Source organism: Embleya sp. NBC_00888, from assembly GCF_045207655.1.
Lineage (GTDB): Bacteria > Actinomycetota > Actinomycetes > Streptomycetales > Streptomycetaceae > Embleya.
In genome coordinates, this window is sequence record NZ_CP108784.1 from 806,538 (window position 1) to 819,117 (window position 12,580).

At 70.7% G+C, this 12,580-nt stretch carries 10 protein-coding genes and 1 pseudogene; 8 read left to right on the plus strand and 3 right to left on the minus strand.

Features of this window, described 5'->3' with window-relative positions; translation table 11 throughout:
• Nucleotides 1-224: 224 nt before the first annotated feature.
• Complete coding sequence (locus OG948_RS03365; RefSeq protein WP_406293706.1) at nucleotides 225-1,346, minus strand: cytochrome P450; 1,122 nt, start codon at nucleotides 1,344-1,346, stop codon at nucleotides 225-227.
• Nucleotides 1,347-1,871: 525 nt separating this feature from the next.
• On the opposite strand from OG948_RS03365, the gene OG948_RS03370 reads away from it, so the two are divergent.
• Nucleotides 1,872-3,125: a beta-ketoacyl-[acyl-carrier-protein] synthase family protein gene (locus OG948_RS03370; RefSeq protein ID WP_406293708.1), complete on the plus strand. Its 1,254-nt coding sequence runs from the start codon at nucleotides 1,872-1,874 to the stop codon at nucleotides 3,123-3,125.
• Between the two features lie 208 nt (nucleotides 3,126-3,333).
• On the opposite strand, the gene OG948_RS03375 is transcribed toward OG948_RS03370, so the two are convergent.
• Nucleotides 3,334-3,561, minus strand: coding sequence for an MbtH family protein (locus OG948_RS03375; RefSeq protein WP_406293710.1), 228 nt, complete (start codon nucleotides 3,559-3,561; stop codon nucleotides 3,334-3,336).
• A 308-nt stretch (nucleotides 3,562-3,869) separates the two neighbouring features.
• On the opposite strand from OG948_RS03375, the pseudogene OG948_RS03380 reads away from it, so the two are divergent.
• Nucleotides 3,870-4,115: pseudogene (locus OG948_RS03380) on the plus strand (transposase); the annotation flags it as partial.
• 946 nt (nucleotides 4,116-5,061) lie between these two features.
• Here the strand turns inward: OG948_RS03380 and OG948_RS03385 are convergent.
• Nucleotides 5,062-5,286: a hypothetical protein gene (locus tag OG948_RS03385; protein ID WP_406293711.1), complete on the minus strand. Its 225-nt coding sequence runs from the start codon at nucleotides 5,284-5,286 to the stop codon at nucleotides 5,062-5,064.
• A 66-nt stretch (nucleotides 5,287-5,352) separates the two neighbouring features.
• Between OG948_RS03385 and OG948_RS03390 the strand changes: the two genes are divergently transcribed.
• The 6 genes from OG948_RS03390 (at nucleotide 5,353) to dpgD (ending at nucleotide 12,429) form a co-directional block, all read left to right on the plus strand.
• Entirely contained in the window at nucleotides 5,353-5,985 is a 633-nt protein-coding gene (locus OG948_RS03390) for a hypothetical protein (protein WP_406293713.1), read from the plus strand.
• Between the two features lie 779 nt (nucleotides 5,986-6,764).
• Nucleotides 6,765-8,219 carry a PLP-dependent aminotransferase family protein gene (locus tag OG948_RS03395; RefSeq protein WP_406293714.1) on the plus strand — a complete coding sequence of 485 codons (1,455 nt, stop codon included), beginning with the start codon at nucleotides 6,765-6,767 and terminating at the stop codon, nucleotides 8,217-8,219.
• Nucleotides 8,220-8,373: 154 nt separating this feature from the next.
• A complete protein-coding gene (gene dpgA / locus OG948_RS03400) occupies nucleotides 8,374-9,603 on the plus strand; it encodes a 3,5-dihydroxyphenylacetyl-CoA synthase DpgA (protein WP_406293715.1) in 1,230 nt (409 codons plus the stop codon).
• A gap of 11 nt (nucleotides 9,604-9,614) precedes the next feature.
• Entirely contained in the window at nucleotides 9,615-10,280 is a 666-nt protein-coding gene (gene dpgB / locus OG948_RS03405; protein WP_406293716.1) for an enoyl-CoA-hydratase DpgB, read from the plus strand.
• A gap of 77 nt (nucleotides 10,281-10,357) precedes the next feature.
• Nucleotides 10,358-11,626, plus strand: a complete 1,269-nt coding sequence (gene dpgC, locus OG948_RS03410; protein ID WP_406300170.1) for a (3,5-dihydroxyphenyl)acetyl-CoA 1,2-dioxygenase DpgC — start codon at nucleotides 10,358-10,360, stop codon at nucleotides 11,624-11,626.
• Nucleotides 11,623-12,429 carry an enoyl-CoA-hydratase DpgD gene (dpgD, locus tag OG948_RS03415; RefSeq protein ID WP_406293718.1) on the plus strand — a complete coding sequence of 269 codons (807 nt, stop codon included), beginning with the start codon at nucleotides 11,623-11,625 and terminating at the stop codon, nucleotides 12,427-12,429. The genes dpgC and dpgD overlap by 4 nt, the downstream gene beginning before the upstream one ends.
• The last annotated feature ends 151 nt before the right edge of the window (nucleotides 12,430-12,580 follow it).

The window sequence follows — 12,580 nt, forward strand, 5'->3', positions numbered from 1 at the left end:
CGAGGCGCCGGGGTGCGTCGGGATGCGGCGGCGTGGTCCGTGCCGGCTCCGTCGACGACCCGGTCTTCGGCCCGCGGCGAGATCGCGACGGCACGGACAAGGCGTTCCGTCGAGTCCGCGGAGTCATCCAACTCCGCGTGACCGGTGGCACCTTCCCCGTGCGCCACGCGTCGGTGCCGACTATCGCACGGGAGCAGGGTCGGATCAATCGGGTCGCCGCCGCGTCACCGCGCGCGGGCCCGGGCCGGGAGCGGTGCTCGGGTCGCCTCGCCGGGCGACCGGTCCACCGGTTGCCACTCGACCATGAGCCGGGCCAGGCCGCGCGTGGCCAGGCCGTCCTTCCAAAGCACCGCGTCGGGCCCGTCGGCCAGCCTCAGGTCCGGAAAGCGGGTGAGCAATCGGCCCAGCACGACGTGCAGTTGGAGTCTGGCGAGCGGCGCGCCCAGGCAACGGTGGATGCCGTGCCCGAACGCCAGGTGGGTCGGCCCCCGGCCGTTCACACGGAGCAGATCGGGTTCCGCGAAGACCTGCTCGTCGCGGTTGCCGTGCATCAGCGAGACGATCACGGCCTCTCCGGCGCGGACGTCGACGTCGCCCAGGCGCACCGCTTCCGTGGCCACGCGCGGGAAGCTCAACGGCGACGCGGAGTCCAGCCGCAGCAGTTCCTCGACCACCACCGGCAGCGAATCCGGGTCGTCGAGCAGTGCGCGGTGGGCGTCGGGTCGGGTGAGCAGGGTCAGTACGGACATGCCGATCTGGCCGATCGTGGTCTCGTAGCCGGCCATCAGCAACGCGAGTGCCATCGCGAGCATTTCCTGCTTGGTCATCCCGTCGCGGTCGCGGGCGGCGATCAGCATGCCGAGCAGGTCGTCGTCCCCGCTGCCGGTCTTGCGTGCCAGCAAGTCGGTCATGTACCGGACCAGTTCGAGTCGCCGCCGGGACATCTCCGCCGGTCCCGAGGTGATGTCGAACAGCACCTCCACCGAGTCGCCGAACACCTCGGCGTCGGCGAGCGGGACGCCGAGCAGGCCGCACAGCACGGCGATCGGCAGCGGCGCCGCGAGACCCGCGATCAGGTCCGCCGGTGGCCCGGCGGCGGCCAGTCGGTCCAGGTGTTCGTCGGCCAATCGGGCCACGGTCGGCTCGGTGGCGGCGATCCGCTGTGCGGAGAAGGCCCCGGCGACGATGCGGCGCAGCCGCGCGTGGTCGTACCCGTCCATGCTCATCATCGACTGCGGGATCGGTTGCACCTCGGCGAACCGCGGCGCATGCGCGGTGGTCGCCTCGGACCTGCTGAATCGCGGGTCGGACAACACCTGGCGGGCGAGGGTGTAATCGCGCACCATCCACATGCGATCGCCGGCCGGCGTCCGGATCGATTCGACGGCTTCCTGCGGGGACCGCAGGACGTCGGGGAGTGGCCCCGAGAGATCCCTGTCGTGTGGGCTCACCATTGGTTCCTGCCTTCTTCGCTCGTCTCGGCACGGATGTGCGGCCCCGGCCGCGCGGGGGTCGCCGGGGGTGCGCGACCGGGACGACAAGCACTCGAACATCCCTTCCGACCTGCGTTCAACTGCCGCGACAGCACAGTTGAACACGCGTCCACGGAGCGGCCGGAGCGAGCATTGATCGGGCCTCGGGCCGTGTGTCATCGTGAGCCGCGTCGGCGTCGAACATACGGAATACCATTCGAAAGTGGGCTCGCGTTCCCAAGGATCGGAACGATGCCCGGATTTCGATACTTCCCCTCCCGCAATTGAGTTGCGGCTTTTGGATATCGGCGGCGCGCATGGTGCTCCCGGAAACGTCGACGACCCGGTGAATCCGCGAATTCGTCGCGGCATTGCGGACCGCTCGAAGGGCCAGTGACCATGAACACGGATGACACCCGCGTCGTCGTGACCGGACTGGGCGCGACCACCCCGGTCGGCGGCGAACTGGCCTCCACGTGGGCCGCGTTGCTGGCCGGGCGGTCGGGTGTGCGCCGGCTGACGGACGGCTGGCCGGACGACATTCCCATCCGCGTCGGCGCGCCCGCCGCGGTCGATCCGGCCTCGGTGGTCAACCGCACCGAGTTGCGGACCATGGATCGCAGCACTCACCTGGCTATGACCGCCGCCCGCGAGGCGTGGCGGGACGCCGGCGCGCCCGAGGTGGCACCGGAGCGACTCGGCGTCTCGATCGGTACCGCGCTGGGCGGACACCTCACCTACCTCGCCGCCTACGACACCCTGCGCGAGCGGGGTTGGCGACGGATGTCGCCGTACACCGCGCCCAGGGTGATGCCGAACAGCGCGGCGGGCTGGCTGAGCATCGAGCTGGGCGCGCGGGCGGGTGCGCACACCGCGGCGGGCGCGTGCGCCTCCGGCGCGGAGGCGATCGGCTACGGGATCGAGATGATCCGTTCGGGTCGGGCCGACATCGTGGTGGCCGGTGGCACCGAGACGCCGATCACGCCGATGTGGGCGGCCATGTTCGCGGCGCTCCAGGCGCTGTCCCTTGCCGAGGACGAACCGCTGCGCGCGTCCCGGCCGTTCGACAAGGCCAGGAACGGATTGGTACTGGGCGAGGGCGCCGGGATGCTCGTGCTGGAATCGGCCGCGCACGCGGCGCGCCGAGGCGCGGCGGTACACGCGATCGCCGCGGGGGTGGGCTACTCGGCCGACGCGCATCACATCGCGGTACCCGAACCGGACGGCGCCGGACTGGCGTTGGCGATGACCCACGCCCTGGCGAACGCCCGCCTCACCCCGGAGCAGGTCGTACACATCAACGCGCACGCCACCTCGACCAAGGCCGGGGACAGCGCCGAGGCCCGGGCGATCCGGCAGGTCCTGGGCTCGGCCACCGCCGGCGCGGTGGTCTCGGCGACCAAGTCGATGACCGGGCACCTGATCGGCGGCGCGGGAGCGGTCGAGGCGGTGGCGGCGATCTGCGCCCTGCGCGAGTCGATCGCACCGCCGACGCTGAATCTGGACGACCCCGACGACGAGGTCACCGCGACCGGGATCACCATCGCGCCCGAGGCGCGCGAACTGCGCGGCGGCCCGAGCGTACGAGCCGCGCTGAGCAACTCGTCGGCCTTCGGCGGCCACAACGTGACACTCGCGTTCACGGCGGTCTGAGCGGTCCGAGCTCCACCGGCTCCACGAGGTCCACCAGGTCCGCGGGCTCCACCGGGTCCACCAGCCCCGCGAGGTCCACCGGGTCCACGCGGTCCGCGAATCCATGGAGCGCGTCACCGTCCCGGTTGATACCGGTCGGCCACCGCCGCCGCCCACGGCTCGGGGCCACGAGAGGCCACGAGCGGGTGAGCGGCGCCGGCCGGTCGCCTCAGCTGCTCGCCGCGCTCGCCTCCATGGCCTCGATCAGGCTCTTCGGGCGCATGTCGGTCCACGATTCCTCGATGTAGTCGAGGCATTCCTGACGGCCCGCCTCGCCGAAGGCGGTCGTCCACCCGGCGGGTACCTCGGCGAAGACCGGCCAGAGCGAATGTTGTCCCTCCTCGTTGACCAGCACCAGGAATCTCGCCTCGGTGTCGTCGAAAGGATTCGTCACCATGCCGTCCTTTCCCAGGAATCAGCCATGCCTCATGGCTCTTCGGGCCACTCTGGCCGACCCGTCCCGGCGCATCAATAGCGCGACTTCGCCGCCCTGCGACCGTGCGCCGTTCAACTGCGTCACGGCCCCGGTTGAACACTCGACATCGCATCGGTTCGACGAATTCCGAACTGTGCCGCGGAGTTGGCGTCGCGCCCGCCGATCCGCAGCTGCGCCCGTCCCGATTTCCGCGGGGCGCGCCGACCGAATCCCGGTTCTGTTTCCCGGATCTTGTGGCCCGGCTCGTCTTGGTACACGCTGTCGGTGTGGTGGGGCGAGGGGATCTGACGAATGCCGAATGGGCCCTTCTGGAGCCACTGTTGCCGGCCGGCGGGCGACGCGGTGGCCGGTGGGGCGAGCATCGTCGGGTGATCGACGGGGTGTTGTTCCACACCCGGACCGGGGTGCCCTGGCGCGATCTGCCCGCGCGGTTCGGCCCATGGCAAACCGTCTACAAACGTGATCGGCGCTGGTCGGCGGATGGCACTTGGGAGCGCTTGGCGCGATATTTGCAAGTAGCGAACCGTGAAACGGGGGCGGGCGACCGGCATCGGCGCGATCTGTCGGCCCGGTTGGCGGAGGTCGCCCAGGCGGGTCGGACCCCAACCGTCGCCGCACCCGGGCGCAGGACCCGCGCCGCCTCGCCGGCCGCCGTACCGCCTCCTCGCCCGGGCCCGAATCGGGCCGGTCGAACCGTCGATTCCGAGCCTGCGCACGGCCCCGACTCCGCCCGCGCGGACGGCCGTTCGGGAGTTCCGGCGGATGATCCGGGAAACGGGACCCCACCCGATCCGGTGCCGCCGAGGAGCACCCGCCGGATTCCGGTCAAGCCTGCCGATGATCCCTCGTCGAGTCTCGACAGCGCTCTCTCGAACAGTGACCATGAGTGAGTATGCGGCGACCAAGGGAGGCGTGCGGAAGCGACTGACGAACTCGATACGGCCGAACCGATAACGGGTGCGTCGATCGGTGAACACCGACGGCGTCGGTCCGGCGTCACTTCCTGGACATTTCGGGAAGCAGCGGTTTCGCGACCATCGGAACCCGGGTGGTGCCGGGTTCGCGCACGATGGCCGGTGATCGCGGATCGAACCGTGATCACTGTCGCGCGTCGCGACGCGAAACGCCACAGGTGACGGCTCCCGCCGCGTCGAATGCGGGACGTCGAACGTACGGAGCGTGGCTCGTACGTGCGACGGACGCGGGCGGTCCTGCACGTGTGGGCGCCGGAACACCTGGCACACGATCGGTGTCGATGGCTCGATCCATTGCAAATCTCACGAGAATCGGATCCTGGATATTCATCCAACGGGGGAGATTGAGATGCAACATTCGGACGCCAGAGCACTTGAGGTCGCGCGTCACGAAGGGGCGCCCGATCTCGTTGTCGAGCAGGCCCTGAACAAACACCGCGTCAAGGAAATCCTGACCGTCCCGATCGCCTCGCTCGTACCGGGCGAATCACCGCGCTCGGAAGGTCAGGATCAGGAACACATATCCCGACTCGCGGAAATCGACGAACCGCTGCCACCCATCCTCGTGAACCGGAACACGGGACAGGTGATAGACGGGATCCATCGCCTGATGGCGGCCCTGTCGAAAGGGCGGGAGGTCATCGATGTCGAGCTTTTCGACGGCACCGACGAAGACGCCTTTCTGCACGCGGTCAAGGCGAATGTAGGGCATGGCCTTCCGCTGTCACAGGCGGACCGCAGGGCCGCCGCGACCAGGATCATCGCGTCGCATCCGCACATGTCCGATCGGGCGATCGCCCGGATCGCGGGTCTGGGCGCGAAGACCGTGGGGGCGATCCGACGCCGTTCAGCCGGCGCGCTGCCGCAGTTGAACGCCCGGATCGGCCGAGACGGCCGGACCCGCCCGCTCAACAGCGTGGAGGGTCGGCAACGAGCCGCCGAGGTGATCGCGGCGCATCCGAAGGCGTCCCTGCGGGAGATCGCCCGGCTCGCGGGCATCTCGCCCGCCACCGCGAGTGATGTCCGCAAGCGCCTGGAATCCGGCGAGGGACCGGTGGGCGTACTGCCGGTCGAGATCGACACCCACGACGACACCGAGACCGGCCGTTCCGCCGGTTCGCGGGTCGAACGCAAGGTGCGAACGCTCCAACCGGACCCGGGCTCGGTGGTGGAGAAATTACTCAGGGACCCGTCCTTGCGGCACAAGGAAGAGGGACGGCACCTGCTGCGGATACTGCGGCAGAATGCGATCGGCATGGAGGAGTGGGCCGAATTGACCGCGGCGGTACCACCGCATTGCGGGGCCCTGGTGGTGCATCTCGCGCGCCAGTACGCGGAGACGTGGCTGGGATTCGCGCAGGAACTGGACGAGCGTGTCCGCTCCGTGAGCAGCGGGGCCGTCGGCATGTGAGCTACTGCCGGCCAAGGGTATCGGGGATTTCCTGGCCAGGAGCAATGATTGGCATCAGAGCCCGATCATGCTCGCCGGAAGGGTTTCGGCGGGCAGACCGGGCTCCGATCGATCGGTAGTCCCATGAGGGGCCACCCGAAGGCGGCTTCGTCCGCTCGGGTGACCCCTCACGTCGGTTCCCGTGCGGGAACCGACGGCGTATTCACCGCTGTTGCCGTCGACGACGGCCACCGCCGTCGGCCGCGACCGGGGCCGGGACGCTGCATGCCGTGTCCTCTCGGCGAGCCGCGCGAACGGCGTACGACCCGCGCCCGACGTCACGGACAGCCGTCGCCTCGGCCCAGCGAGCGCGGCCGTGTCCGTCATCCGTGTACATGCCCGTGATCGGCTCGCGTGGTGCCATACTCCGGGAACGGTGCGGGGCACGCGTCACCGATCCCACCGGCCTCACCGGCCTCTCCGCCGGAAGGCGGGAGGGACGGCCGTGCGATCGGTGGATCGGCCCGACGGCCCGGTCGGCCACCTCGATCGGCACTGCCGGCGACCGTCCCGCGGCACCCGCCGACGCGACGCGACAACCGCGAAGGCGCAACGGATTTCCCGTGCACGCCCGCGTCCCGTGACGCCCCCGGCGTGACCGTCGTTCGTACCCGACTGCCCTTTGCGGGAGGTACCTCCATGACCGTGTCAACGCGCACCGGCCTCGCGTCGTCCGGACCACCCGAACGCGTCACCGGCTGCGGAACCGTCGCCGATCTCGGCCCGCGACCGGTCCTCGGATGAACGACGGCATCGGCGACGGCCTCGTCACCGGCTTCGGCGGCGGCAACGGCACCACCGAGCCCTCCCCGACCGACCCGGTCGTCGCCCACCTGTCGAGGAAGCAGCTCCACGGCAGCGTCTGCGATCCGGTGCTGGACACGATGAACTTCCTCAACGAGATCACCCATCGCCACCCCGAGGCGATCTCGTTCGCGCCGGGCCGCCCGTACGACGGCTTCTTCGACACCGAGCAGATCTTCACGCACATCCGGCGCTACCTCGATCACCTCGCCGACAGCGGGTACTCGCCTGCCCGCGTGCGGGACACGATGTTCCAGTACGGCCCCACCGCCGGGCTGATCCGCGAGCTGATCGCCGACTCGTTGCGGCGGGACGAACACATCGACGTACCGCCGGAGTCGGTCGTGGTCACCGCCGGCTGCCAGGAGGCGATGTTCCTCGCGGTGCGGGCGCTGATCTCCGGTCCCGGGGACGTGCTGCTGGTCTCCAGCCCCTGCTACGTCGGGATCACCGGTGCCGCCCGGCTGTTGGACGTCGCGTTGGCCGCCGTCGACGAGGGACCGGACGGCTTCCGCTGTGCCGATCTGGCCGCGGCGATTCGCGCGGAACGCTCGCGCGGACGCCGGTGTCGGGCGTTCTATCTCGTCCCCGACCACTCGAATCCTTCCGGCAACACCGTGTCGACGGCCGAGCGACACGCGCTGCTCGACCTGGCCGAGCGCGAGGACTTCCTCATCCTCGAGGACAGTCCCTACCGAATGGTCAGCCCCGGGCCGCAGTTGCCCACCCTCAAGTCACTCGACCGCAACCGTCGGGTGGTCCACCTGGGCTCGTTCGCCAAGACCCTCTTCCCCGGTGCCCGGGTGGGCTTCGTCGTCGCGGACCAGGTCGTCGCCGACGAGGCGGGCGGTACCGCACTGTTGGCGGACGAACTCACCAGGATCAAGAGCATGGTGACCGTGAACACGTCGCCGCTGGGCCAGGCGGCGGCGGCGGGCATGCTGCTCGCAGCCGAAGGGCGGACCTCGGCCCTGAACGTCGACACGTCCGCCTACTACGGGCGTGCCATGCGGGCCACCCTCGAACGCCTCGACGCGTGCTTCCCGGGCGGCAGAATCGGTCCCCAGGACGGCTCCCGCGATCCCGGGGAACCCGGTGCCCCGACCGTGCGCTGGAACCGGCCCGACGGCGGCTTCTTCCTCGCCGTCGACGTCCCGTTCCGCGCGGACAACGCCGCGCTGGACCGCTCGGCCCGGGAATTCGGCGTCATCTGGACGCCGATGTCCTACTTCCATCCGCAGGGTGGCGGCGAGCACCGCCTCCGGCTGTCCGTCAGCTACCTCACCGAGGCCGAGATCACCGAAGGCATCGCCCGGCTGGCCCGATTCATCGAAGCCGAGAGCCGAATCGAAGCCGAGAGCCGATCCGCACCCGACGCCCACGCACACTGACCGATCCACCCGCCCCTCGATCCACCCGCCGACCGATCCACTCTCCGACCGATCCACCGTCCGACCGATCCACTCCCACCGAAAGGACGATCGAAGTGTCCACAGCGGTACGTCGCACTCGAAGCAAGCCCCGCATGTGGGGATGGACCTTCCAATGACCCTCGCGCTGAACCCCTCGAACGTCGCCTCGGTCGGCGCGCTCACCGCGACCCTCGCGCCCACCTCGCCCACGTCCACGTTCGCGCCCGAGCGCAAGGACATCCCCGGCGTGCCCCGGATCCTCGGCGTCGGCACGGCCGTCACCGAACACTCCTACTCGCAGCGCGAACTCCTCGACCTGTTCCGGATCTCCGATCCGAAGGTGCGCTCCGTCTTCCTCAACAGCGCGATCGAACGACGCTTCCTGTCCGTGCCCGCACGAGACGCCACCGGCACGACGATCATCGAGACGCAGGGCGAACTGCTGGCCAAGCACAAGCGCTTGGCCATCGAGATGGCCGCCCGGGCGATCCACGCCTGCCTCAAGGACGCCGGCATCGAACTCGCGGACGTCGGCTACCTGTGCTGCGTCACCACCACCGGACTGCTCACCCCCGGTCTGAGCGCGCTGCTCATCCGGGAATTGGGCATGGATCCGCGTTGCAGCCGCGTCGACGTGGTCGGCATGGGCTGCAACGCCGGCCTCAACGCGCTCAACGCGACGGTCGGCTGGACCGTGGCCCACCCCGGGCGAATCGCCGTCATGGTGTGCGCGGAAGCCTGCTCGGCCGCCTACGTCCTCGACGCCACGATGCGCACCTCGGTCGTCAACAGCCTCTTCGGCGACGGCGCGGCGGCCGTCGCGCTGGCCGCCGACACCCCCGACGCGGCCGGCCCGCCCGACGCCCCGAGCGGCTACGCCGGACTCGGCACCGACGTCGACGTCGGCTCGCCTCCCGCCGGCAGCCCGCGCGTACTGTCCTTCGCCAGTTGCCTGATCACCGACGCGATCGACGCGATGCGCTACGACTGGGACGACGAGCAGGGCAAGTTCAGCTTCTACCTCGACCCGGACGTGCCCTACGTGGTCGGCGCGCACGCGGAGTCGGTGGTCGATCGACTGTTGTCCGGCGCCGGATTGCGCCGCAGCGACATCGCGCACTGGCTGGTGCACTCCGGCGGCAAGAAGGTGATCGACGCGGTCCGGGTCAACCTCGGCCTGACCCGGCACGACGTGCGGCACACCACCGGTGTGTTGCGCGACTACGGCAACGTGTCGAGCGGTTCGTTCCTGTTCTCCTACGAACGACTGCTCCGCGAAGGTGTGGTCCGGGCCGGCGACCACGGCGTGCTGATGACCATGGGGCCCGGCTCGACCATCGAGACGGCGCTGGTCCAGTGGTGATGGGGGAACGCATGAACGACGACCTGGAACTGCGGGTGGACGGCGCCCGACCGCTGACCGTCGAGGCGATCGCGGCGGTCGGCGCGGTCTGCGACACGGCCGAGGATCGGGGCGGCCGGGGCAGGGTGGTGGTGCACGTGTCCGGCGCCCCCGACGGCCCCCGACCCGCCGGGCTGACCGTGGCCGTGGTGAGCAAGTGGGAACGCGCCCTGCGGCGCCTGGAGCGACTGCCCGCGGCCACCGTGGCGGTCGCCGACGGCGACTGCGGCGGTCTGGCCCTGGACGCGCTCCTGGCCACCGACCACCGCATCGCCACCGAGTCGGTGCGCCTGATGGTGCCGGTGGAAGGCGGCGCCACCTGGCCGGGCATGGCCGTCTACCGCCTCGCCCACCGGGCCGGCGGCACGGCGGCGGCGATCCGCCGGGCGGTGCTCTTCGGCACTCCCCTGCCGGCCCGCGACGCGCTCGCCCTGCAACTCCTCGACGAGGTGACCGACGACGTGTCCGCGGCCCTCGCGGCGGCCGAACCGCTCGGTGAACTCTCCGGCCCCGAACTGGCCATCCGACGCCAGTTGTTGTTCGACGCGAGCACGGCCGGCTTCGAGGAGGCCCTGGGCGTACATCTGGCCGCGTGCGACCGGGACCTGCGCCGGACCGGCAGCGGAGCCGTGTCGTGATCCGCGAACGGGCCCGGCCCGAGTGGCACGAGGACCTGGCCCTCGTCCGCGCCGAACTGGAGCCGGCCCGCTCGACGCTGGCCCGGGCCGCCGCGCACACCGACGACCTGCTGGCCGTCCTGCCCGCGCCCGAACACCGGTCGATCGCCCAGCACATCGCCGCGACGACGGCCAAGGACGGTAGCCGCGCGTTGCGCCGCGCCTTCCTGGAGCGGCATGCCGACGCCGTGTACGACGAGCTCACCGCGTGCCGGACCCGCGGACTGCGACTCGCCGAGCTGTCCCGGGCGGCCGCGAGCGCCTTTCCCGGACTGGTGCCCGGTCCGGAGCAGTTCGTCCTCGAACGCGGTCGTCCGCAGGCCCACAAGGAGGGCCACGAGATCGACCAGGGCATCTTCTTCGCCGGCATCCTCGGCGCGGAGCGATCCGGTCGGCACCTGCTCGACGTACTGCTGCGGCCCACACCGCGGGCGCTCGCGCTGCTGCCGGAGTTCACCGCGACCGGCTTGATCGAGCTGGATTCGGTACGGCTGGAGCGCGTCGCCGGCACCGCCCGGCTCACCCTGTGTCGGGACGACTGCCTGAACGCGGAGGACAACCGCCAGGTCGACGACATGGAGACCGCCGTCGACCTGGCCCTGCTCGATCCGGCGGTGCGCGTCGGCCTGGTGCGCGGCGGCGTGATGACCCACCCCCGCTACCGGGGCCGCCGGGTGTTCAGCGCCGGCATCAACCTCAAGGCGCTCAACGCCGGCGACATCTCCCTGGTCGACTTCCTGCTCCGCCGGGAACTGGGTTACATCCACAAGCTGTTGCGCGGCATCCGGGTCGAGGACGACGCGGCCTGGCACAGCCCCACGATCGACAAACCCTGGGTCGCGGCGGTGGACACGTTCGCGATCGGCGGCGGCATGCAGCTGTTGCTCGTCTTCGATCACGTCCTGGCCGCGTCCGACGCCTACCTGAGCCTGCCGGCCGCGCGCGAGGGCATCATCCCGGGCGCCGCCAACTTCCGCCTGACCCGGCACGTCGGGCCGCGCCTGGCCCGGCAGATCATCCTCGAAGGCCGGCGGATCCCGGCGCAGGGACCCGAGGCCCGACTCCTGGTCGACGAGGTGCACGATCCGGAACGACTGGACCGGGCCGTCGAGGACTGCCTGGACCGGCTGAAGCAGCCCGCGGTGGGGGCCAATCGGCGGATGCTCAATCTCGCCGACGAGTCGCCGGACCGATTCCGGCACTACATGGCCGAGTTCGCACTTCAGCAGGCGCTGCGGATGTACAGCGCGGACGTGCTCGACAAGGTCGACCGGTTCTCCGCCCGACAGGAGGTGCCGTCACGATGAGCGCCGCCGAACAGCCCCGGGTGCGGTACGAGAAGAAGGATCACGTCGCCCGGATCACCCTGGATCGACCCGCCGTGCTCAACGCGATGGACCTGCGCACGCACGAGGAACTGGCCACGATCTGGGACGACGTCGAGGCCGACGACCAGGTGCGGGTCGCGGTGCTGACCGGCGCGGGCGAACGCTCGTTCACGGTCGGCCAGGATCTGCGCGAGCGCGCCCGGCTCGACCGCGCGGGCGTACCCCGGTCCACGTTCGGCAGTCGCGGCCAACCCGGTTGGCCCCGGCTGACCGAGCGGTTCGAGCTGTCCAAGCCGGTGATCGCCCGGGTGAACGGCTATGCCCTGGGCGGCGGCTTCGAACTCGCGCTGGCCTGCGACCTGATCGTCGCCGCCGAACACGCGGTGTTCGCACTGCCGGAGGCCCGGTTGGGCCTGGTTCCCGGCGCGGGTGGCGCCTTTCGGCTCGCCCGCCAGCTACCGCTGAAGATCGCCATGGGCCATCTGCTCACCGGCCGCCGGATGAGCGCGCAGACGGCGCTCCGACTGGGACTGGTCAACCAGGTCGTCCCGCTCGACGACCTGGACGCATGCGTCGACGAGTGGATCGACGACCTCCTGCGCAGCGCGCCGCTGGCCGTGCGGGCGATCAAGGAGGCGGTCATGCGGTCCGTGGACATGCCGCTGGAGCAGGCCTTCTCGACCCCGTTCGAATGGGAGCAGCGGCGAAGGCACAGCGAGGACGCCGTCGAGGGTCCGCGCGCGTTCGCCGAACAGCGCGAACCTCGGTGGCAGGGCCGCTGAGCCACCGGTCCCCGGAACCGACGAGTCCTCACCGCAGCGTGGCCCCGAGCCCTGATCGATGGACTCGCGGCCACGCTTCGTCGTCTCCGGCGCATCGCGCCTCCGCGCCGCGGCGTCGGGCGGGCCCGCTTCCGGGCCCGCACGACCTCGC